The organism is Gallicola sp. Sow4_E12 (assembly GCF_052116305.1).
Taxonomy (GTDB): Bacteria; Bacillota; Clostridia; order Tissierellales; family Peptoniphilaceae; genus JBQKLI01.
Window position 1 is genome coordinate 1 of the sequence record NZ_JBQKLI010000002.1, and the last position, 22002, is coordinate 22002.

General features: G+C 37.1%; 35 protein-coding genes, 1 rRNA gene and 1 other annotated feature. All 36 genes read right to left on the minus strand.

Going from position 1 to position 22002, the window contains the following annotated elements:
• A 16S ribosomal RNA gene (locus ACTQ46_RS01040) occupies positions 1-402 on the minus strand; the annotation flags it as partial.
• A gap of 494 nt (positions 403-896) precedes the next feature.
• Positions 897-2243, minus strand: a complete 1347-nt coding sequence (locus ACTQ46_RS01045) for a L,D-transpeptidase family protein (RefSeq protein WP_441746785.1) — start codon at positions 2241-2243, stop codon at positions 897-899.
• A 101-nt stretch (positions 2244-2344) separates the two neighbouring features.
• Positions 2345-2938, minus strand: a complete 594-nt coding sequence (rpsD, locus tag ACTQ46_RS01050; protein ID WP_441746787.1) for a 30S ribosomal protein S4 — start codon at positions 2936-2938, stop codon at positions 2345-2347.
• Between the two features lie 137 nt (positions 2939-3075).
• Positions 3076-3420 (minus strand): 50S ribosomal protein L17, encoded by a 345-nt coding sequence (gene rplQ, locus ACTQ46_RS01055; protein WP_441746789.1) that lies wholly within the window; start codon positions 3418-3420, stop codon positions 3076-3078.
• 12 nt (positions 3421-3432) lie between these two features.
• Positions 3433-4377 carry a DNA-directed RNA polymerase subunit alpha gene (locus ACTQ46_RS01060; protein WP_441746791.1) on the minus strand — a complete coding sequence of 315 codons (945 nt, stop codon included), beginning with the start codon at positions 4375-4377 and terminating at the stop codon, positions 3433-3435.
• A gap of 263 nt (positions 4378-4640) precedes the next feature.
• Positions 4641-5039 carry a 30S ribosomal protein S11 gene (rpsK, locus tag ACTQ46_RS01065; protein WP_441746793.1) on the minus strand — a complete coding sequence of 133 codons (399 nt, stop codon included), beginning with the start codon at positions 5037-5039 and terminating at the stop codon, positions 4641-4643.
• Between the two features lie 19 nt (positions 5040-5058).
• The gene (rpsM, locus tag ACTQ46_RS01070; RefSeq protein WP_441746795.1) at positions 5059-5403 is read right to left on the minus strand and encodes a 30S ribosomal protein S13; all 345 of its coding nucleotides are present in this window, start codon (positions 5401-5403) and stop codon (positions 5059-5061) included.
• 24 nt (positions 5404-5427) lie between these two features.
• Complete coding sequence (gene rpmJ / locus ACTQ46_RS01075) at positions 5428-5541, minus strand: 50S ribosomal protein L36 (RefSeq protein WP_441746797.1); 114 nt, start codon at positions 5539-5541, stop codon at positions 5428-5430.
• A 10-nt stretch (positions 5542-5551) separates the two neighbouring features.
• Complete coding sequence (infA, locus tag ACTQ46_RS01080; RefSeq protein WP_441746799.1) at positions 5552-5770, minus strand: translation initiation factor IF-1; 219 nt, start codon at positions 5768-5770, stop codon at positions 5552-5554.
• 3 nt (positions 5771-5773) lie between these two features.
• Entirely contained in the window at positions 5774-6034 is a 261-nt protein-coding gene (locus tag ACTQ46_RS01085; RefSeq protein WP_441746801.1) for a KOW domain-containing protein, read from the minus strand.
• Between the two features lie 8 nt (positions 6035-6042).
• The gene (locus tag ACTQ46_RS01090; RefSeq protein ID WP_441746803.1) at positions 6043-6687 is read right to left on the minus strand and encodes an adenylate kinase; all 645 of its coding nucleotides are present in this window, start codon (positions 6685-6687) and stop codon (positions 6043-6045) included.
• 13 nt (positions 6688-6700) lie between these two features.
• On the minus strand, positions 6701-7978 hold the full coding sequence (gene secY, locus ACTQ46_RS01095; RefSeq protein WP_441746805.1) for a preprotein translocase subunit SecY: 1278 nt from the start codon (positions 7976-7978) through the stop codon (positions 6701-6703).
• Positions 7978-8427 (minus strand): 50S ribosomal protein L15, encoded by a 450-nt coding sequence (rplO, locus tag ACTQ46_RS01100; RefSeq protein ID WP_441746807.1) that lies wholly within the window; start codon positions 8425-8427, stop codon positions 7978-7980. The genes secY and rplO overlap by 1 nt, the downstream gene beginning before the upstream one ends.
• Positions 8428-8438: 11 nt before the next feature.
• Positions 8439-8621 carry a 50S ribosomal protein L30 gene (gene rpmD / locus ACTQ46_RS01105; RefSeq protein ID WP_441746809.1) on the minus strand — a complete coding sequence of 61 codons (183 nt, stop codon included), beginning with the start codon at positions 8619-8621 and terminating at the stop codon, positions 8439-8441.
• Positions 8622-8637: 16 nt separating this feature from the next.
• Positions 8638-9144, minus strand: coding sequence for a 30S ribosomal protein S5 (rpsE, locus tag ACTQ46_RS01110; protein WP_441746811.1), 507 nt, complete (start codon positions 9142-9144; stop codon positions 8638-8640).
• A 17-nt stretch (positions 9145-9161) separates the two neighbouring features.
• On the minus strand, positions 9162-9530 hold the full coding sequence (gene rplR / locus ACTQ46_RS01115) for a 50S ribosomal protein L18 (RefSeq protein WP_441746813.1): 369 nt from the start codon (positions 9528-9530) through the stop codon (positions 9162-9164).
• Positions 9531-9543: 13 nt separating this feature from the next.
• Positions 9544-10083 (minus strand): 50S ribosomal protein L6, encoded by a 540-nt coding sequence (rplF, locus tag ACTQ46_RS01120; RefSeq protein ID WP_441746815.1) that lies wholly within the window; start codon positions 10081-10083, stop codon positions 9544-9546.
• 26 nt (positions 10084-10109) lie between these two features.
• Positions 10110-10505 (minus strand): 30S ribosomal protein S8, encoded by a 396-nt coding sequence (gene rpsH, locus ACTQ46_RS01125; protein WP_441746817.1) that lies wholly within the window; start codon positions 10503-10505, stop codon positions 10110-10112.
• A 22-nt stretch (positions 10506-10527) separates the two neighbouring features.
• A complete protein-coding gene (locus tag ACTQ46_RS01130; protein ID WP_441746819.1) occupies positions 10528-10713 on the minus strand; it encodes a type Z 30S ribosomal protein S14 in 186 nt (61 codons plus the stop codon).
• 16 nt (positions 10714-10729) lie between these two features.
• Positions 10730-11272 (minus strand): 50S ribosomal protein L5, encoded by a 543-nt coding sequence (gene rplE, locus ACTQ46_RS01135; RefSeq protein ID WP_441746820.1) that lies wholly within the window; start codon positions 11270-11272, stop codon positions 10730-10732.
• A gap of 17 nt (positions 11273-11289) precedes the next feature.
• Complete coding sequence (rplX, locus tag ACTQ46_RS01140) at positions 11290-11598, minus strand: 50S ribosomal protein L24 (RefSeq protein ID WP_441746822.1); 309 nt, start codon at positions 11596-11598, stop codon at positions 11290-11292.
• 16 nt (positions 11599-11614) lie between these two features.
• Positions 11615-11983, minus strand: a complete 369-nt coding sequence (gene rplN / locus ACTQ46_RS01145) for a 50S ribosomal protein L14 (RefSeq protein ID WP_441746824.1) — start codon at positions 11981-11983, stop codon at positions 11615-11617.
• A gap of 27 nt (positions 11984-12010) precedes the next feature.
• Positions 12011-12265: a 30S ribosomal protein S17 gene (gene rpsQ / locus ACTQ46_RS01150; protein WP_441746825.1), complete on the minus strand. Its 255-nt coding sequence runs from the start codon at positions 12263-12265 to the stop codon at positions 12011-12013.
• 6 nt (positions 12266-12271) lie between these two features.
• Entirely contained in the window at positions 12272-12478 is a 207-nt protein-coding gene (gene rpmC / locus ACTQ46_RS01155; RefSeq protein WP_441746827.1) for a 50S ribosomal protein L29, read from the minus strand.
• Positions 12468-12911, minus strand: coding sequence for a 50S ribosomal protein L16 (rplP, locus tag ACTQ46_RS01160; protein WP_441746829.1), 444 nt, complete (start codon positions 12909-12911; stop codon positions 12468-12470). Before rplP ends, rpmC begins: the two co-directional genes overlap by 11 nt.
• A gap of 23 nt (positions 12912-12934) precedes the next feature.
• The gene (gene rpsC / locus ACTQ46_RS01165) at positions 12935-13672 is read right to left on the minus strand and encodes a 30S ribosomal protein S3 (protein WP_441746831.1); all 738 of its coding nucleotides are present in this window, start codon (positions 13670-13672) and stop codon (positions 12935-12937) included.
• A gap of 15 nt (positions 13673-13687) precedes the next feature.
• Positions 13688-14023: a 50S ribosomal protein L22 gene (gene rplV, locus ACTQ46_RS01170; RefSeq protein ID WP_441746833.1), complete on the minus strand. Its 336-nt coding sequence runs from the start codon at positions 14021-14023 to the stop codon at positions 13688-13690.
• 12 nt (positions 14024-14035) lie between these two features.
• Positions 14036-14317: a 30S ribosomal protein S19 gene (gene rpsS / locus ACTQ46_RS01175; protein WP_441746835.1), complete on the minus strand. Its 282-nt coding sequence runs from the start codon at positions 14315-14317 to the stop codon at positions 14036-14038.
• 21 nt (positions 14318-14338) lie between these two features.
• Entirely contained in the window at positions 14339-15169 is an 831-nt protein-coding gene (gene rplB / locus ACTQ46_RS01180) for a 50S ribosomal protein L2 (RefSeq protein ID WP_441746837.1), read from the minus strand.
• Positions 15170-15183: 14 nt separating this feature from the next.
• The gene (gene rplW, locus ACTQ46_RS01185) at positions 15184-15474 is read right to left on the minus strand and encodes a 50S ribosomal protein L23 (RefSeq protein ID WP_441746839.1); all 291 of its coding nucleotides are present in this window, start codon (positions 15472-15474) and stop codon (positions 15184-15186) included.
• Positions 15474-16097, minus strand: coding sequence for a 50S ribosomal protein L4 (gene rplD / locus ACTQ46_RS01190; protein ID WP_441746841.1), 624 nt, complete (start codon positions 16095-16097; stop codon positions 15474-15476). Before rplD ends, rplW begins: the two co-directional genes overlap by 1 nt.
• Positions 16098-16119: 22 nt before the next feature.
• The gene (gene rplC / locus ACTQ46_RS01195; RefSeq protein ID WP_441746843.1) at positions 16120-16749 is read right to left on the minus strand and encodes a 50S ribosomal protein L3; all 630 of its coding nucleotides are present in this window, start codon (positions 16747-16749) and stop codon (positions 16120-16122) included.
• 66 nt (positions 16750-16815) lie between these two features.
• Positions 16816-17124: a 30S ribosomal protein S10 gene (rpsJ, locus tag ACTQ46_RS01200; protein WP_441746844.1), complete on the minus strand. Its 309-nt coding sequence runs from the start codon at positions 17122-17124 to the stop codon at positions 16816-16818.
• Between the two features lie 392 nt (positions 17125-17516).
• Positions 17517-18905 (minus strand): argininosuccinate lyase, encoded by a 1389-nt coding sequence (gene argH / locus ACTQ46_RS01205; RefSeq protein WP_441746846.1) that lies wholly within the window; start codon positions 18903-18905, stop codon positions 17517-17519.
• Between the two features lie 13 nt (positions 18906-18918).
• The gene (locus ACTQ46_RS01210; protein WP_441746848.1) at positions 18919-20151 is read right to left on the minus strand and encodes an argininosuccinate synthase; all 1233 of its coding nucleotides are present in this window, start codon (positions 20149-20151) and stop codon (positions 18919-18921) included.
• 46 nt (positions 20152-20197) lie between these two features.
• Positions 20198-20405: a binding site (T-box leader), on the minus strand.
• Between the two features lie 38 nt (positions 20406-20443).
• Complete coding sequence (locus ACTQ46_RS01215) at positions 20444-21910, minus strand: oligosaccharide repeat unit polymerase (RefSeq protein WP_441746850.1); 1467 nt, start codon at positions 21908-21910, stop codon at positions 20444-20446.
• Positions 21911-22002 lie beyond the last annotated feature (92 nt).

Sequence of the window (22002 nt, forward strand, 5' to 3'; positions counted from 1 at the left end):
TCAGGGTTTCCCCCATTGTGCAATATTCCCCACTGCTGCCTCCCGTAGGAGTTTGGACCGTGTCTCAGTTCCAATGTGACCGTTCACTCTCTCAAGCCGGTTACTGATCGTTGCCTTGGTGGGCTTTTATCTCACCAACTAGCTAATCAGACGCGAGCCCATCTTAAACCGATAAATCTTTAACCTCTTCTTCATGGGAAGGCGGGGTCTCATACGGTATTAATCCCGGTTTCCCGAGGCTATCCCGTTGTTTAAGGCAGGTTGCTCACGCGTTACTCACCCGTTCGCCACTAATCCGCTCCCAATCATTCCGAAGAGTTCATGGAAGTTTCATCGTTCGACTTGCATGTGTTAAGCACGCCGCCAGCGTTCGTCCTGAGCCAGGATCAAACTCTCAAATAAATGTTTTGAGTTTAATTGCTCATTTTCGACTGAAGCCCTAATCCAAATCTATGATTTGGTAATAGGTCTCATGCAACTCGTTTCCCAAGAACTGATTTGTGTCAGTGATTGGTTGAAACGATCTGCCATACTGGTCTTTTTTAATTCTTTACACCGAATTTATTGTGTTTGTACAAATGTACATCTGCTCAAAGTTTCTATGTTATTCTCTTGTTCAGGTTCCGCCGCTCTTTCAAGCGACAACTTCTTAAGTATATCAGGATTATTTATCCTTGTCAACACTTTTTTTTGAAGTTTTTTTGAGTTTTTATTATTTTTAACTTTTAATCTCTTCAAATTAAAAGGCACTCACTCTCGAGTGCCTAATCATAATATCAATATTCTAAAACTTTGTCAAGAGTTTTTTACAAATATTTTTCCTGATCTTTTTCTAGATCTAACCTATATGATATCAAAAAAGACTCTGCAGCTTTCGTCTTAGAGTCTTTCTTTATTTAAGAGTGATAAACGATCACTGGTGTTCCTAATTCTACACTATCAAATATTGCTTTTACTTTAGAATAAGGTGTATTAATACAGCCGTGGCTTCCGTTGCCGTAGTAGATACCTCCACCGTAGGAGCTTCTATAATTTACATCATGGATTCCGATACCTGAGTAATTAATCGGTATCCAGAAATTGACTGGTACGTTGTATCTGGTTTTCCCGTCAAAATTAAGACCTCGAAGTCTTCTGTTACGTTCTTTAGACCATACTTTGAAGGTTCCTGTTGGTGTTGCAGCGCCTTTTGTAGGATCCCCTGTTACAACTGCTGTTTCCACTGCTAGTTCTCCATCTTTATAGTACCACATCTTTTGTCTTGATAAGTCAAGCTCAACATATGTTTTTCCGATATCGTCGTCTCCGCTAGCCATCGCTGTTTCTGTGTATACCGGCTTTATGGTTCCGCTTTCAACTTTTGCAATTTGATCTTTTACTAAAGCTGTTGTTTCGTCTACATTCATCTGCCATCCGTAGATGCCGCCTTTTACAGTTACTTCACCAACACCTGTTGCATTAAAAGTACGTTCGCTTCCTAATGTATCGTATTTAATAGCTAGGTTTTTTACATAATCTCGTAATTTCGCTGGATCAGGCTCATAGTTGTTTTCTTTATCTAAGATTGCAATTAGTTCGTCACCTGTTAACACTTCTTTGTTTTCACCAAGATCGAAGGTGATTTCCGTTGTATTCCAGGTATTTAATTTCTGTACACTTTTCTCTAATTCTTCATTTCCTTTTGTTACAGATGGCTGTTTATATTCTTCATTTAGTTCTACTTTTTCATTCAAGGCTACGAAATTATTAATGATAGTGCTTTTTAACTTATCCATATCCAAGGAATTACCGTATACTTGATCGGTTACTTGATAACTGCCATCTACTTTTTCTATGGTTGCATTGATCGGTTCTTGTACATTCTTGAACAGATCAGAATTTTCTAATAACTCGTTCAATTTTTTATCATTCCATGAAGGTTTATAATCGACAGTATATTCGTCCTTTGTAAAGAATGCTGCCGGCCATGTGAAGGCATTTTGATTTAACCGTGTATCTTTTGGTATGTCAATGCTGTATGCTATGGATTCTGAGGGAATAATTGCTTCTTTTTCATCTTTTCCTACTGCTGTTACGGTAAAGCTGTCTACATTTCGGTCTAACGCTGTAGACTTGTCATTAAAACTTCGGTTCTCTTCGTTAATAAATGTGTTTGGTAATGTGTAAAAATTGAAATATCCAACTCCTGCCAGATAAACAATCAATATTGCCGATACAATACCTATTACTATTTTTTTTGTCATTGCGTCTCCTATTTTTATTACCTATTAAATTACTGGTATTACCATCTCATTTATTATACTAAAAATCCTCCTTCCCTTCAATAGGGTTGGAGGATCTTTTATTATAATTTTGAGTAGTACTCAACAACTAGAGATTCTGTAATTTCAATTGGTACTTCATCTCTTTCTGGTGATCTTTCTAGCGTTACTGTATAGTTATCTTCTTTTGAAAGATATGGATAACCGCCTTTTAACTCAGATTCGTAATTTTCTTTGAACATTTCAACTTTTTGTGATTTTTCTCTTAAGCTAAGTTTATCTCCAACTTGTACTTCGAAAGAAGGAATATTAACTTTTTTACCGTTTACGAGAACATGTCCATGAACTACCATTTGTCTAGCTTGTCTAATTGAAGACGCAAAGCCAGCTCTATACACTAGATTGTCTAAGCGAACTTCAAGTAATTTGATTAACTCTTCCCCTGTATTTCCTTCAGCTTTGTAAGCTTTATCGAAATAAGAGCGGAATTGTTTCTCCATTACTCCATAGTAAGCACGCAATCTTTGTTTTTCTAGCAGCTGTGTACCATATTCTGTAAGTTTTTTGTCATCTCTTCCTAAACCTTTGCCCATTCTTTTGCTAGCTTTAGGATGTCCGCATACATTTAAACCAAGTCTTCTAGATTGTTTGAATCTAGGTCCCATCATTTTTGCCATATTTTATATTCTCTCCATTAAAAAATTATTTTGCCGCGATAATTTTTTAAGCCAGTAATAATGATACCACTTTATTATCGCATTTTCAAGCCTTTTACATTAAAAAAAGGGATTAAGTGAAACCCAATCCCAAATTCTTAATCTACTAATTCTAAGATACACATCTCAGCACCGTCGCCTTGGCGAGGTCCTAATTTAAGAATTCTAGTATATCCGCCATTACGCTCGCTGTACTGAGGCGCAATTTCTTCGAATAATTTATGAACAGTAGCATCTTTGTAGATATATGCAGAGGCTTGTCTTCTTGCATGCAAATCTCCTCTTTTACCTAAAGTGATCATTTTTTCTGCTACTTTTCTTGTTTCTTTAGCACGAGTTACAGTAGTTTGAATTCTACCTTCTTCGAATAAAGATTGAACTTGATTTCTCAACATTCCATCTCTATGGTCTGCTCTACGACCTAATTTTCTATATCCTGCCATCTAAATCCCCCCTTACTCTTCTTCTGCGAATTCCAATCCCATGCTGTGGATTTTGTCTTCCACTTCTTCTAAGGATTTTTTACCGAAGTTTTTGATTTTTGCCATTTCGTCTTTAGATTTAGAAACAATATCACCTACAGTATCGATACTGGCTCTTTTAAGACAATTAAAGCTTCTTAATGTAAGATCCAGTTCTTCTACATGTATGGAGTAAAGTTCTTCCGTATTGACATCTTCTTCATCTTCAACTACTTCTTTCTCAAAATCACAGTTCGGTAATTCTCTGAAGAGTTCAAGATAATTCATAAGAATATCTGCACCTTTAGAAATAGCATCTGGTGCTGTTAATGTCCCGTTTGTCCATACTTCTAAAGTTAATTTATCAAAGTCTGTTATTTGACCTACTCGAGTGTTCTCGATGCTGTAGTTCATTTTTGTAACAGGTGTAAAGGAAGAGTCTACAGCGATTGTGCCAATAGGGTCTTCTTCTGACTTATTGAACTCCGCTATTCTATAACCGCTTCCATTTTCTACTCGTACTTGAATATTAATATCTGCATCTTCGTTTAAAGTTGCGATATAGTGATCCGGGTTTACTATTTCAACGCTAGAATCTACTGCAAAATCAGCCGCAGTTAAAGCTCCGGGACCTTTCTTTTCTATTTCTAATTCTATAGGTTCGTCTCCGTATTTGCGTATACAGATTCCTTTTATATTTAAAATAACTTCTGCAACATCTTCGACAACACCAGAAATAGTTGATAATTCATGTAGAACATTGTCAATTTTTACTTTAGTTATAGCAGCACCTGGTAAAGACGATAATAACACTCTTCGCAAACTATTGCCAAGAGTTGTTCCAAAACCGCGCTCTAATGGCGCAATTATAAACTTACCACAATTTTCATTCTCAACAACATCTATAATTTCAATTTTTGTATTCAAATTTTCTGTCATAGACCAACCCCTCCTTAAATTATAAGTCTATTTCATTGAGGGTAACTGAATTGTATGAAAGTATTAGCAATACTTTCTTCACATGAAAAAAGAACTTAACCAAAGTTACAGTATTACCCTTTGACTTTCTCTTTTTTATTAATTCCTCTTATAAGTTTTCATAAGTTTAAAAGTCAAATGTAGGGACCTGTAACGTCGATCGGCCGAGAATAAATCTCAATCTGTCTCGATTATATATCGCAGACAGGCCCCGTATATTCGGATTAAACTCTTCTTCTTTTAGGTGGTCTGCAACCATTATGTGGTATAGGAGTAACATCTTTAATTAGATTTACTTCTAAACCTGATGCTTGAAGTGATCTAATTGCCGCTTCACGTCCTGATCCTGGTCCTTTAACATATACTTCTACGCTTTTTAATCCATGTTCCATTGCTTTGCGAGCCGCTTCTTGAGCCGCTTCCTGTGCTGCAAATGGAGTAGATTTTTTTGAACCTCTAAAGCCTAATTGTCCTGCAGAAGCCCATGATATTACGTTACCATTAAGATCTGTCAAAGTTACCATTGTATTATTAAAGGTAGATACGATATGTGCCTGACCTTTTTCGATATGTTTACGCTCTCTTCTTCTTACGCGAGTAGATTTTTGCTTATTAGCAGCCAACGAAATTTCCCTCCTTTACCTATTTCTTAGGACCTTTACGTGTCCTTGCATTGTTTTTAGTATGTTGTCCTCTTACAGGAAGACCTCTTTTATGTCTCATGCCTCTATAGCAGTTGATTTCTCTAAGACGCTTAATATCCATAGCGATTTGACGTCTTAAATCCCCTTCTACATGATAATTATCAAGCTCAGTTCTAATAGCAGATAATTCTGATTCTGTAAGATCTTTCACTTTAGTATCTGGATTGATACCGCAGCTGTTTAGAATTTCATTAGAACGTGCTCTTCCAACTCCGTAGATAGCAGTTAGTCCAATTTCAACTCTTTTTTCTCTTGGTAAGTCTACACCTTGAATTCTTGCCACTTAATTGTCACCTCCGTGGGTATATTATCCTTGTCTTTGTTTATGTTTAGGATTGTCACAGATAACCATGACTCTGCCTTTTCTTTTAATAACTTTGCACTTTTCGCACATTTTTTTTACAGATGGTCTTACTTTCATCCTTAACCTCCTACTTGTTTCTCCAAGTAATTCTGCCCTTAGTTAAATCGTAGGGTGATAATTCGACGACAACTTTATCTCCTGGTAGGATACGAATATAATGCATTCTTAATTTCCCAGATATATGGGCAGTTATTTCGTGACCATTTTCTAATTCAACTTTGAAAATTGTATTAGGCAGCGCTTCTGTCACTTTGCCTTCTACTTCAATGATATCTTTTTTGGCCATTTGTTAATGAACCTCCTCATTTTTTTCAAACATCTGAATGATCTTTCGAATACGGCAATCATTCACCATTTCTTTTTCATCTATTATTGTCTTGTAATCTTGAAGATGTTTTTCTTTCTTTTTCTTTGGTTTATCCAGCAGTCTTCTTTTACCATCAACAACTAACACATGAGAATCATCAAAACGGTCAACGACTATCAAAATCTGCCCTTTATCTCTTCCCGCCAAGGAACGAACAATTTGACCTTTTCTCAATGATGTCATATTAACAATCATCTATCAAGTTCTTTTTCGATTTCCTCGAATACCTGCGCAATGGAAAGAGTGCCGTCTACTGAAAATAATAAGTCTTTTTTAGCATAAAAGTCAATCAAAGGCTGAGTTTGTTCTTCATAGACATTAATTCTATTCAAAACAGTTTCTTCCTTGTCGTCTTCTCTTTGGATAACATCTTTTCCACACTTGTCGCAAATACCTTCTTGTGAAGGAGGATTGTTCTCAACATGGTAAGTTGCACCGCAGCTTAAGCAGACTCTTCTTCCTGCAAGTCGTTTAACGAGATCATTTTTGTCAACATCGATATTAATCACGCGATCAAGTCTAAGGTCTCTTTTCTCAAGTCCTTCTTCTAGTGCTTCCGCTTGCTTGATAGTTCGTGGAAAACCGTCTAAAAGAAATCCATCTTTGCAATCTTCTTGATCTAATCGATCCCATACAAGATCTATTGTAAGTTCATCAGGTACTAATGCTCCCTGATTTAAATATTCTTTTACTTTTTTTCCAAGAGGTGTTTCATTTTTAATATTTGCTCTAAAAATGTCACCTGTTGATATATGTTCAATATTATACTTTTTAACCAGATTCGCAGCTTGAGTTCCTTTGCCTGCACCTGGAGGGCCTAATAAGATTAATCTCATAAATTTACTCCTCTTATTTCAAGAAACCTTTATAATGTCTCATCGTTAACATTGAATCCATTTGTTTCAACGTGTCAAGAATTACTCCCACAACGATGATTATCGCCGTTCCTCCGAAGACAATTTCGACTCCTAAAACTTTCGCTAAAAGCATTGGACCCGAAGATACTAATGCTAAACTAAGCGCTCCGATAAAAGTAATTCTATTGGAAATTCTTTGTAAATATTCTCCAGTTGATTTCCCAGGTCTTATTCCTGGAATAAATCCACCGTATTGCTGAAGATTTTTAGCATATTCTACTGGATTGAATTGAATCGCAGTATAGAAATATGCAAACAGTATAATAAGCAGCAAGTTGATGATCGCATAGATAATCAATCCTGATGTTGTTTCTACTGTGAAAATATTTTGTACCCAATTAGGCATATCTGTACCGAATAATAGTGCAATGGTATTTGGCAGCTGCAGTATGGATGAGGCAAATATTACCGGCATAACTCCTGCCATATTGACTTTTACAGGAATATGCGTTGATTGACCGCCATACATCTTTCTGCCAACGACTCTTTTTGCATACTGTACAGGGATCTTTCTTTCACCCTCATTGACCATAACTACTACCCACAATACAAATATTACAATAATTAATAATATTAGTATCTGCCACCACTGAATCAAGCCTGTTTGGAATTGTCTCCATATATTGCCGATTTGACCTGGAAGCCCTGAAATAATACCTAGGAAGATGATAATGGATATTCCATTACCTACGCCTTTAGCAGTAATCATTTCGCCTAACCAGATTAAGAACATTGAACCTGCTACCATCGATAGCAAGATAACAAATCCAGAAAACATACTTTGCTGCACAATCGCTTGCGAGAAAAGTCCATTTACAATTGCATATCCTTCTATAAAGCCTAAGATTACAGCTCCTATTTTTGTATACTTTCCAATCTTTTTCTTGCCCATTTCACCGTCTCTGGCAATTTCTTGCAGACGCGGTATAGCGACAGTTAAAAGCTGGATAATAATAGAAGCAGTAATGAATGGATAGATACTCAGTGCAAAGATACTCATTTGAGATAAACTGTTACCAGATAGCAAATTCAATAAATTCAGTATCCCAGTTTGTCCCGCTCCCCCCATAACTTGAGAGACCATTTCTTTATTCATAAATGGAACTGGAATCGCATTTCCTAATCGGAAAACTCCAACCATTAATAATGTGAATATCATGCGCTGACGTAACTCTGCAACTGCCCATGCCTTGCGTATGGTTTCAAACATTAAATCACCTCTGCCTTTCCTCCAGCCTCTGTGATTTTGTCTTCAGCACCTTTTGTGAATTTATGTGCTTTAACAGTTACTTTCTTTTCTAACTCTCCGTTTCCTAAGAATTTAATACCGTCTTTTGCTTTAGATTTTTTACAAATCCCAGCTTCAAAAAGTACTTCCGGAGTAATAACATCGCCATCATTGAAGCGATTTAAAATCTCAACATTTAGTTCTGCATATTGTTTTGCAAAAATATTTGTGAAACCTCTTTTAGGTAATCTTCTGAACAAAGGCATCTGACCACCTTCAAATCCTGGACGTACTCCACCGCCTGAACGGCTGTTTTGTCCATCTCGTCCACGACCGGCTAGTTTGCCGTCTCCAGAACCATATCCTCTACCTACTCTTTTACGCGCCTTATTTTTACCGCCTTTAGCTGGTTTTAAGTCATGTAGTTTCAAGGGAACACCTCCTATTCTACTTCTTCACATTCTACCATGTAAGAAATAGTGTTAACCATTCCTCTGATAGCTTCATTATCCTCTTTTAAAACAGTTTGTCCTGGTTTGCGTAATCCAAGGGCTTCAACTGTCTTAACATGATTTTGCTTTTTACCGATTTTGCTCTTTTTAAGAGTTATTTTAAGCTTTCCCATCGTGTCTAAGCCCTCCTTAACCTAAGATTTCTTTAACTGATTTTCCTCGTAATTTTGCTACATCTTCTGCTTTTTTAAGACTTTTTAGTCCTTGAAGAGTTGCGTTAACTACGTTTCTAGGATTAGATGTTCCTAATGATTTAGAACGTACGTCACGAATACCTGCAAGTTCGCATACGGCACGAACAGGACCGCCGGCGATAACTCCAGTACCTTCGCTTGCTGGTTTTAATAATACAGAACCCGCACCAAAACGTCCGATTACTTCATGAGGAATTGTTGTTCCTACTAATGGTACATTGATTAAATGTTTTTTAGCATCTTGAGCAGCCTTGCGGATCGCTTCAGGAACTTCTTGAGCTTTACCTACTCCAACTCCTACGCGTCCTTTACCGTCTCCAACTACAACAAGGGCACTAAATCTAAAGTTTCTACCACCTTTAACTACTTTGGTAACACGATTAATAGAGACAACTTTTTCTTCGAATTCACTTTTCTCTACATCTCTTTTTCTATTTTCCAAAATTTTCCCTCCCTTGCTTAGAATTTAAGACCAGCTTCTCTACAAGCATCTGCTAGTTCTTTTACTTTACCATGATATTGATACCCAGAACGATCGAAAACCACTTCAGTGATTCCTTTATCTACTGCTCTTTTACCAATAACTTCTCCAACCTTTTTCGCTGCATCTTTATTTGATGCATTTTCAAGGCTGCCTTTAATTTCTTTATCAAGTGTTGAAGCTGAAACTAATGTTACACCTACAACATCATCTATGATTTGAGCATAAATATTAGCATTACTTTTGAAAATCGCAAGTCTTGGTCTCTCTGTAGTTCCGGAGATTTTCTTACGTACTCTCGCATGTCTTGCTTTTCTATTTGCATTTTTATTAATTGCTTTAAACATTGCCTACTCCTTCCTACTTACCGGTTTTACCGATCTTACGACGGATATGCTCATCACTATAGCGAACACCTTTTCCTTTGTAAGGTTCCGGTTTTCTGTAGTCACGAATGACAGCAGCATAATTTCCAACTTGTTGTTTGTCGATTCCAGTAATAACAATTTGATGCGCTTCTGGAACTTCTACATTGATACCTTCTGGATCTTCAACTTCGATTGGATGAGAGTATCCTAAGTTTAATGTAAGTTTGTTGCCTTGTTTTGCTGCTCTATATCCTGTACCTTCAATTAATAAAGTCTTAGTATAACCATTTGTAACTCCTTCAATCATGTTGAATAAAAGAGATCTCGTTAAACCGTGAAGAGACTTCATTTTTTTTGATTCATTAGGTCTTTGGATAGTGACAACATTGTCTTCTATATTAATATCCATGTCACTGCAGAGTTGTTGCTCTAAAGTACCTTTAGGACCTTTTACTTCAGCTAAATTCTTCTCTGAAATTTTGACTTCAACACCTGCAGGAATGTCGATTGGTAGTAATCCAATTCTTGACATAATTACCTCCTTAAGCTTTTACAGTATTACCATACATAACAGATAACTTCGCCGCCGACACCTTCTTGTCTTGCAACTTTATCTGTTACTACGCCTTTTGATGTTGAAATAATTGCAACACCTAATCCACCAAGTACTTTTGGCACTTCATTTGCTTTTACGTAAACTCTTAGTCCAGGTTTAGAAATTCTCTTAATACCAGAGATTACTTTTTCCTCATTTGGGCCGTATTTTAAGTCTACTGTTATCATACCTTGTTTGTCATCTTCCGTTACATTGAAGCCATCGATAAAACCTTCATCAAGTAATATTTGAACTACATCTTTTTTAACGGTAGATGCAGGAATTTCTACTGATTTATGTCTTGCATTGTTTCCGTTTCTAATTCTTGTTAGCATATCTGCTATAGGATCAGTCATCATAAAAGCTACCTCCTCTCTAATTCTACCAGCTTGCCTTCTTAACGCCAGGGATCTCGCCTCTATAAGCTAATTCTCTAAAGCAAATACGACAAATTCCATATTTTCTTAGATAACCATGAGGTCTTCCACAAATTCTACATCTTGTATATGCACGAGTGCTAAACTTAGCAGGTCGTTGTTGTTTTGCGATCATTGATTTTTTTGCCACTAGTGTATCCCCCCTTTTATTTACGGAAAGGCATTCCCATTAACTCTAAAAATACCTTCGCCTCTTCGTCTGTTTTTGAAGTCGTTACAACAGAAATGTCCATTCCTCTGATTTGATCGATTTCATCGTATTCAATTTCAGGGAAAATTAATTGTTCTTTAATTCCGATTGTGTAGTTTCCTCTTCCGTCAAAGGAAGATGAGCTTACACCTCTAAAGTCTCTTACTCGAGGTAAAGAAATGTTCATTAGTTTGTCTAAGAAATCATACATTTTCTTTCCGCGAAGTGTTACTTTTGCACCAATTGTCATACCTTCTCTAAGCTTGAAATTCGCAATGGATTTTTTCGCTTTTGTTACGATAGGTTTTTGTCCAGTGATTTTCTCAATATCACGAACAGCTCCTTCAACAGCTTTTGGATTGTCTTTAGAGGATCCAAGTCCAATATTTAAAACAACCTTGTTTAATTTTGGAGCTTCCATAACATTCTTATATTCAAAACGCTCCATAAGAGCTGGAATTACTTCTTCATTATATTTATCTAATAATCTGGAAGTCACGCTTTTACCTCCCTTCCCTATTTAATCTCTTCTCCGCTTGCTTTTGCAATTCGGACTTTTTTACCGTCTTCTATTTTGTAACCTACTCTTGAGCCTTTTTTAGACTTTTCATCGTAAAACATTACGTTTGAAATGTCGATTGGGCCTTCTTCTTTCACAATACCGCCTGGTGATTGTGGACCACGAGGTTTAACATGTTTTGTAAGAATATTTACACCTTCAACAACAACTTTATTTTTCTTAGGCATAGTGTCTAGAACTTTTCCAGTTTTGCCTTTATATTGTCCTGAAGTGACGATTACCGTATCTCCGGTTTTAATTTTCATTAATTGACACCTCCACTTATAATACTTCCGGTGCTAATGAAATAATCTTCATGAAATTTCCTTCTCGAAGTTCTCTTGTAACTGAGCCGAAAATTCTAGTACCTACCGGATTTTTGTCGTCTTTAATAATAACTGCTGCATTATCGTCAAAACGGATATAACTTCCGTCTACTCTTCTAATACCTTTAGCTGTACGTACAATAACTGCTTTAACAATTTCACCCTTCTTTACAACTCCTCCGGGTGTAGCACTTTTTACTGAACAAACAACTACATCACCAATTCTAGCGTACTTTCTTCTAGTACCTCCTAGAACACGGATGACAAGCAACTCTTTTGCACCTGAATTATCCGCAACTTTTAAACGGGATTCTACTTGAATCATTTAAGATCCTCCTTTCCAAAATAAGAATTATTTTGCTTTCTCAAGGATTTCGACAAGTCTCCATCTCTTATTTTTAGAAAGAGCTCTTGTTTCCATTATCTTTACTCTATCTCCAATATTACACTCGTTATTTTCATCATGAGCTGTAAATTTTGTAGTTTTCTTTAACTGTTTTTTGTATACAGGATGTGATACCTTTGTGTTAACTGCAACGACAATTGATTTGTCCATTTTATCAGATACCACTCTCCCAATGATAGTTTTTCTTTTATTTCTTTCCATATTGGGTTAAGCCTCCTTGCCGATCTTAAGTTCTCTTTCCCTGATGATTGTCTTAATTCGAGCGATATCTTTTTTAACTCCGCCGATTCTCATAGGATTTTCTAATTGTCCAGTTGCCAATTGAAAACGAAGATTAAAAAGTTCAGTTTTTAAATCTTTTAATGTATTCGCTAAGTCTTGATCTGACATTTGTCTAATTTCCTTAGTTTTCATTAGCTTCACCATCCTTATCCTGAAGCTCTTCACGAGCAATGAATTTTGTTTTGATCGGTAATTTCATCGCTGCAAGTCTCATTGCCTCTCTTGCAACATCTTCTGGTACACCAGCCATTTCGAAAAGAACTTTACCAGGTTTAACAACAGCTACCCAGTACTCTGGAGCCCCTTTTCCGGAACCCATTCTTACTTCTGCTGGTTTTTTAGTAACAGGTTTATCTGGGAAAACTTTAATCCAGATATTTCCACCTCTTTTGATATATCTTGTCATGGCACGTCTGGCAGACTCGATTTGGTTCGAAGTCATCCAACAAGGCTCTATTGCTTGAAGGCCATAATCACCATAGGTAATTGTATTTCCCTTTAAGGCTTTACCTTTCATTCTACCGCGATGAACTCTACGGTATTTCACTCTCTTAGGCATTAGCATAGCTTAAGTCCTCCTTCCTAATGTTAGTTGTTGTCTCTACCACTAGATTGTTTATTGTTTCTGCGACGATCTCTTCTTCTATTATCTCTTTTTCTGTCATGTTTAGCTTCTGGCAGTTGTGCTTCTTTCATACCAGGAAGAACTTCACCTTTGTAAAGCCAAACTTTAACGCCTAATTTTCCGTATGTTGTATCTGCTTCTGCAAAACCGTATTCGATATCAGCTCTTAAAGTTTGTAGAGGAATAGTTCCTTCGCTATAACCTTCAGTTCTCGCCATATCTGCTCCGCCAACACGTCCTGAAACAGCAGTTTTGATTCCTTTTGCTCCAGCTCTCATACTTCTTTGGATAGACTGTTTCATCGCTCTTCTGAAAGAAATTCTTCTTTCCAACTGAGATGCAATGTTTTCAGCTACTAATTGTGCGTTTAAATCAGGAGTTCTGATTTCTTCAACATTAATGATAACTTTTTTGTTTGTAAGTTTTTCAACTTTTGTTTTTAAAGCTTCTACTCCGCTTCCTTGACGGCCGATAACCATACCAGGTTTTGCTGTATAGATAGTAACTTTAATTTTATTTGCTGCTCTTTCAATGTCTATTTTAGAAATACCTGCTAATTCTTGCTCTTTTTTAACAAGTGCTCTTATTTTATGATCTTCTACTAATAAGTCACTGAAATCTTTTTTATCAGCAAACCATTTAGAATTCCAATCTTTAATGACTCCTACACGTAACCCATGAGGGTTTACTTTTTGACCCATTTAATTGACCCCTCCTTATTCTCTTTCTTTCACAACTACGCCGATATGGCTTGATCTTTTAAGAATTGGATATGCCATACCTTTAGCTTTTGGTCTCCAACGCTTCATAACAGGAGCTTCATTAGCATAAGCTTCAGATACAATAAGAAGGTCTCTGTCTAAATCATTATTATGCTCTGCGTTTGCGACTGCAGATTTTAATACTTTTTCTAATTCTCTAGCTCCTCTTTTAGGAGTAAATTTCAAGATTGAAAGTGCTTCTTCAACACTTTTTCCTCTGATCTCTTTGCAGATGAAATTCACTTTAAGAGGAGAAATACGAACGTATTTTGCTATTGCTCTAGTTTCCATGTTCTTTCCCTCCTATCGAATCTTACTGCTCTTTTCGCTACCAGCATGACCTCTGAAAGTTCTTGTCGGTACGAATTCACCTAATTTATGTCCTACCATGTCCTCAGTAATATAAATTGGAACATGTTTTCTTCCATCATGAACTGCGATTGTATGACCAATGAAATCCGGGAATATTGTTGAACGGCGAGACCAAGTTTTTATAACTTTTTTGCTGTCGCTTTCGTTTAATGTTTCTACCTTTTTCATTAGATGGTCATCACAAAAAGGTCCTTTTTTTAAGGATCTACTCATCTATAACTCCTCCTTGCTTAATTATTTAGTTCTTCTACGTACGATGTACTGATCTGATTTCTTGTTCTTTTGACGAGTCTTAAGACCAAGTGCTGGTTTACCCCAAGGAGTTGATGGGCCTGGACGTCCGATTGGCGCACGGCCTTCTCCACCACCGTGTGGGTGATCTACAGGGTTCATGGCAGATCCTCTTACATGAGGTCTTTTACCCATGTGACGAGATCTTCCAGCTTTACCAACTGTTACAAGCTCGTGGCTGATGTTTCCAACTTGTCCTACAGTTGCTCGGCATTCTAAATGAATTAAGCGGAATTCTCCAGATGGTAATCTTAATTGTGCGAATTTGCCTTCTTTTGCCATTAATTGAGCTTCAGCTCCAGCAGTACGAACTAATTGTCCGCCTTTTCCAGGCTTCATTTCAATATTATGAACAGTAGTACCTACAGGAATGTCTTTTAATTGAAGTGCATTTCCAGGCATGATATCTGCATCTGCACCTGATTCAATAATATGACCTACTTTAATTCCAGCTGGAGCCAAGATATATCTTTTTTCTCCATCTACATAATGGATCAAAGCGATGTTTGCAGTTCTGTTTGGATCGTACTCGATCGCTGCAACTTTTCCTGGAACACCATCTTTGTTTCTTTTGAAGTCGATAATCCTATATTTTCTCTTCGCTCCGCCGCCTCTGTGGCGAATTGTAGTTCTTCCATATGAATTTCTTCCGCCAGATTTGCTTAATGAAACAGTTAAAGATTTTTCAGGAGCTTTGTTAGACAACCCGCTAAAATCTAAAACGCTCATTCCTCTAAGACCGGCAGAGGTTGGTTTATATTTTTTAATAGCCATTTTGTGCCTCCCTATTACATACCTTCAAAGAACTCGATGGCCTTTGAATCTTCAGTCAAAGTCACGATTGCCTTTTTCCAGTCGGAAGTTCTGCCTACGTGCTGACCTACTCTTTTCTTTTTACCTTTCATGTTCATTGTATTTACTTTTACAACCTTTACATCAAAGATCGCTTCAACAGCTTTCTTGATTTCAGATTTGTTCGCATCTACAGCAACTTTGAAAGAATATTTATTATCTTCCATTTTGTCCATGGAATCTTCCGTAATAATCGGTTTGATGATAATGTCATGTGGTGATGTCATTATGCGTACACCTCCTCAATTTTCTTAACTGCATCTTGAGTCACAACGAAAGAATCATATTTTAAGATATCATATACATTCATCTTATCCGCTACAACTGTATCTACATTTGGGATATTTTTGAATGAACGATAAACTTTTTCATCTCTTTCAGAAACTACGAATAATGCATTTCTTCCGATATTGATTTTGCTGATAACTTCTTGAGCTGCTTTTGTGCTGATAGCATCTAGCTCTAATTTATCTAAAACAATAATCTCTTCATCGTTTACCTTAGAAGTTAACACACTCTTAAGAGCAAGTCTTTTAACTTTTTTAGGAACTGAATAGCTGTAATCTCTTGGTTTTGGTGCAAAAACAACTCCACCGCCAGTCCATTGAGGACTTCTTGTACTTCCTTGTCTTGCTCTACCTGTTCCTTTTTGTCTCCAAGGCTTTCTTCCGCCTCCTCGAACTTCAGCTCGAGTCTTTGCAGATTGTGTTCCTTGTCTCTTGTTTGCTAGTTGATTTTTAACAACTTCGTATACCGCATGTTCGTTTACTTCGATACCGAACACCGCTTCATTTAGATCTATTTTTCCAACTTCTTCTCCAAGTTGGTTAATCATAACAACATTAGGCATATTTCATCCTCCTTTCAGATAACTACTTAGATTTAATAGCTTTACGTACTGTGATGACTCCGCCTTTAGGTCCTGGTACCGCACCTTTGATTAAAAGCAGGTTTCTCTCAGTATCTACACGTACAACTTCTAAGTTTTGAACAGTAACTCTTTCGTTACCCATCTTTCCGCTTCCAGCTCTACCTTTGAAAACTCGGCCTGGGTAAGCCGCAGCACTTCTCGCACCAGCTACACGGTGTGATTTAGATCCATGACCTTCAGGTCCTCTACCGTAGTTATGTCTTTTGATCGCGCCTTGTGTACCTTTACCTTTTGATGTACCGATAACATCAACGATGTCTCCATCTTCAAAAACATCTACTTTGATTTCTTGGCCTAATTCGAAACTTTCTTCTTCAGAAGTAGCGAATTCTCTAAGATATTTTTTGTATCCAGCGCCTGCTTTGTCAAAGTGACCTTTCATTGGTTGGCTCATTTTATGTTCTTTACGATCCACATAGCCAACTTGAACAGCGTTATATCCGTCTGTCTCTTCATTTTTGATTTGTGTAACAATCATAGGACCTGCTTCTATTACCGTTACAGGAACTACAACTCCGTCTTCTTGGAACAATTGAGTCATTCCAATTTTTTTCCCTAATATACTCTTCATCGAGCACCTCCTGATACTTATAGCGGATTGCCAGCGTTTTAAACGCCTTTTACAATCATTCTAAGATTATAACTTGATTTCGATATCTACCCCTGCAGGTAAATTAAGTCTTTTTAATGCATCCAATGTTTTAGCGTTTGGATTCATGATATCTACAAGTCTTTTATGAGTTCTTTGTTCGAACTGCTCTCTACTGTCTTTATACTTGTGGACAGCTCTTAAGATTGTAATGATTTCCTTTTCTGTAGGTAGTGGAATCGGACCGGAAACTTCTGCTCCTGATCTCTTTGCCGCATCTACAATTTTTTGTGCTGATTGATCAATTAGTTCATGATCATAAGCTCTTAATCTGATTCTGATTTTTTGTTTTGCCATAATGGCACCTCCTTGAATTTTCAAAAGGAAGCGTTCGACTCCCGATACACCCGTCCGGGTGTTTGTGCTTTAATTTCAAAAAAATTTCGGAAATCCATTCGCTCGAATTCCATCGAACATACTCCGTGAAAATTCCCTTAATATTATTAAGCAACCTCTCACATCAACGCCCTTTTTACGCACTAGAACAGTATACAGCACTTCCTGTGAGATTGCAAGGTTTTTTCAAAAAAATATTCTATCCTCTTTTCTTTTTATAATAAATCCTTTTTCATAAACATTGCTTAACTCTCCCGTTATTATCCGGCCAAAGCATGAGGTAAAAATCCCTGCTTTATTATTATATATAAGGAAGGTTAATTCTGCATAAAAAAAGACCACCTTTCGGTGATCTAAATTTGTGCTTCCAGTTGTTCTAAAAATAGTCTGGTTTCAGCAATCTGTTTTTCTTCCGCTTCTCTTCCCGGTCCGCCATAAACATTTCTCTGATTTAAGATAAAGTCGATATCGATGTACTGATAGATATCTTCTTCAAACTCAGGGGAAAATTCTTTGTATCGTTCCAACTCAAGACTTTCTAAGGTTTCATCATGATCGACACAGTATCGAACGATTTTTCCTGTGATAGTATAAGCATCTCGAAAAGCCAACCCTTTTTTTACAAGATAGTCTGCACAGTCTGTTGCATTGATAAATCCCTTGCCTGCCTTTTCTCTCATCTTATCCTTATTAACAGCAAGTGTACTGAACATCCCCTCAAAAACCTGCGCAACTATTAAAATTGTATCAACGCTGTCAAATATCCCTTCCTTGTCCTCTTGAAGATCTTTATTATAAGCTAGCGGAAGACCTTTCATCATTGTAAGAGCACCTAAGAGATTTCCATAAACTCTTCCTGTTTTTCCTCTGGCAAGTTCTGCCATATCCGGATTTTTCTTTTGAGGCATAATGGAAGAACCTGTCGAGTAAGCATCATCCAAATCTATAAACTTAAATTCTTGAGATGACCAGAGAATCACTTCTTCACTTAACCTAGAAAAATGCATCATCGCCGTAGAAATACAGAAGTGAAGTTCTAACACAAAATCCCTGTCGGACACAGAGTCTAAGCTGTTTTTTGTCGGACGATCAAATCCTAGAAGCTCTGCAGTGCGTTCTCTATTGATAGGATATGTTGTTGTTGCTAAAGCACCGCTTCCCAAAGGATTTTCATTTAAACGGCTTCGGCAGTCCAAAAGTCTTGTGATATCTCTGGTAAACATTTGAACATAGGCCATAATATGATGGGCAAAGGTTACAGGCTGAGCCACTTGAAGATGGGTATAGCCGGGTATAACAGAATCCATATTTTCAGCGGCAAGCTGTATCAGCGTCTTGTTGAGCTCTATAAGAGCTTCCATAATCTTTCCGATTTCATTTCTCAAATGAAGCCTTAAGTCTACCGCCACCTGATCGTTTCGGCTTCTTGCAGTATGAAGTTTTTTTCCTGGATTTCCGATACGGTTTGTCAGCTCCTGCTCTACAAACATATGAATATCCTCTGCTTCTAAATCGATTTCGAGTTTCCCGCTTTCAATGTCCTCTAAGATCGCCTCTAGTCCTTCCTTTATTTTTTGAAAATCTTTTTCCGTTATAATCCCAGCTTCACAAAGCATTGTGGCGTGGGCAATAGAGCCTGTAATATCTTCGCGGTACATTCTTCCGTCCACAGCGATTGAAGAATTAAAATCATTTGCAATTTTATCCAGTTCTTTATTAAATCGTCCGCCCCAAAGCTTCATATAAGCACCTCTTCTAGTTGTTTTCTCGTTCTGCGTCCATCATTGCCTGAACTTTAATCGGCAATGCGTATAAGTTTACAAATCCTTGAGAATCTGTTTGATCGTATACTCCATCTTCGCCAAATGTAGCAAACTCTTCATTATACAATGTATAGTCGGATGTCATACCTGCGTTAATGATATTTCCTTTATACAGTTTGATTTTAATCGTACCTGTTACACGCTCTTGTGTCTTTTCAACAAAAGCAGATAATGCTTCTCTAAGAGGTGTAAACCATAATCCATTATATACTAACTGAGCAAATTCTACAGCGATTACTTCTTTATAATGCATTGTATCTCTATCCAATGTAAGACTTTCCAGCCACTCATGGGCTCTGTAAAGAATAGCTCCCCCTGCATTTTCGTAAAGACCGCGGACTTTCATTCCAACAAGTCTGTTTTCGATAATGTCGTCGATTCCGATTCCGTTTTCTCCGCCTACTTTGTTTAAGGCAGCTACGATATCGGCTCCTTTCATTTTTTCGCCGTTTACAGCAACTGGAATTCCCTTTTCGAAGTCTAAAGTAATATAAGTCGGTTCATCTGGAGCATTCTCTGGTGTTACCCCTAATTTCATAACTTTTTCCCAGTTTGGTTCAGTATCCGGTTCTTCCAGCTCTAAGCCTTCGTGAGAAATATGCCAGATATTTCGGTCTTCAGAATAAGATGTTTCTTCTGTCATATTTAGAGGAATATTATGTTTTTTCGCATATTCAATTTCTTCTTCACGGGATTTGATCTCCCAAGTTCTCCACGGTGCAATAATCGGCATATAAGGATCGAATGCTTTTACAGCTGTTTCAAAACGAACTTGATCATTTCCTTTACCTGTACAACCATGGATAATCGCATCTGCGTTTTCTTCATGGGCAATCTCCACAAGTCTTTTTCCGATTAAAGGTCTGGCGAAAGCTGTTCCTAACAAGTATTTGCCTTCGTATTTTGCACCTGCTTGAAGTGTAGGGAAAATAAAGTCTTCTACAAACTCATCTACTAAATCTTCGATATAGCATTTTGATGCGCCGGACTCTATCGCTTTTTGCTCTAAACCCTCTAACTCATCATCTTGTCCTACATTTCCCACTACAGCAATAACTTCGCATCCATAATTTTCTTTCAGCCAGTTGATGATAATAGATGTGTCTAGTCCCCCTGAATACGCTAATACAACCTTCTTGATATTTTCTTTGTTTACTTCTTTCATTTCTTCCTCCTAAAATAATCATAAAAAAAGTCCCTTTCTTAAAAAAGAAAGAGACGAAAATTTCCGCGGTACCACTCCAATTGATAGTATAATACTATCCCCTTTGCTTTAACGATAAGCTTACGGACACAGCTCGATAGACTCGCTGCATCTTCTCCATGGTCCTATTTCGTATAAATTTCCCCATCGCTTCTCACCATCCAGCGACTCTCTGAAGTTTCCATTTATACTACTTCCCACTTCTCAGAATGAATTATCCATATTCTAATATATTCTATTTCTAATGTCAAGATTAAACTTCGCTCTTTGTATCTAGAGGCTTGAAGGTCTCTTCTTTTTCTACATTTACAACATAAGGAGATTCTTTGGACTCTACATTTTTCTTTCTGAAATTAATCTTTTCTAGAAATTTTATAAATACCGTCATCATAATACCAATGATTACAACTAAAACCCACATCGTATTCCATATATAATCTGTATATCCTCCGTGAAGAGTAAAGAGGAAACTGACTGTAAAATAAGCAAACAGCGCTAAAGTAATCGGTGTCTTTTTTAATTTTACAAATACAAAATTCATCAGAAAAAACATAATCGGAACGTGAATCATTGCGATAAAAATACCCAGCATTCCAAAGTTTGCAAAGGCCTCTCCTAGAAACAATCCATTATAGACGCCTGCAGTACCATTTCGAATACCGTCGAAGTTTACAACCTCCATAACTGCTCGTCCTGATCTGTTCAGGTCAGTATTTCCAAAAAACAGCCTTCCCACCCAGCTTGGAACACTCGCTCCATTTAACAGCAGCGATCTGTAGGTAAATACTTCCAGATGCAGAATAAAAGCAATCGGCGTTGTTAAGATAATACGGTTGATAGGTCCTGCAAAACTGAAGATCTTATCGAGAGAAGAACCAGCAATAACCACATACATTACAACGATGGCTGCAGCTGCAACTACACCTAAGCCGATTAAATATCTCCATTTCAGTTTGTCGCCGTACATAATAGAAAGAATCACAAAGGTCGCCCAATATATAATAATTGGCGCTTTCTCCAAATCATAAATCGAGATTAGATTGCTGCTGATAAATAGCAGGGCAAATAAAATAATAAATCTCAGCTGCTTTGTTTCTCTCATTAATATATACGCCATATAAGAAATAATCGGTGTAAGACCTACGGCAAAAATATTTCGAATATATTCATTTCCCGGGAAATCATTGGAAACCTTGTTCCTTAAAAAGGCAAGCTGCTCGGAATCCACTCCTCGGATCGCATTTAACAGCGGATTATCGCTGATACCGATCTTCCAGAACGTATAAACCACAGCACCTATACATATAGCTGCTGCTAGAGATACTGCAATAAATTCTGCATCTCTATTTTTGCTTAATGTTGTTTTCTTTTTTGTATATTCTTGATAAGATTCTGGTTTATATTTAAAGATTTTATTGAGAAGTATCTGAATCGCCGGAAATAATACAAATAAAATCATCACCAAAAACCATGCGAGCATTTTAATATCTCCATGGCGCATGTATCTCATCATGTGATGATACTCATTCCCCATAGCGACTAAAGTTGTGCCGATAACTGAAAATACAAGAAAAAAATAAAACGTTAATGATATAGGACTAATTTTAACGGGCGACAACGTTCCTGACGCTTTGATATATAAACGAACGGATAATGCACATAAAATAATCGTTATAATCAGTATTCCGTAATCCTGCAGAGACAGGCCTAGAAAATTCATAATTTTCCTCCTTACTAATTTTGGACTCTATTGTTATAGTATAAAAAATTTTGGCTTTAAAAGCAACAGTGCCCCTCTTGCAGTGCTTTTGG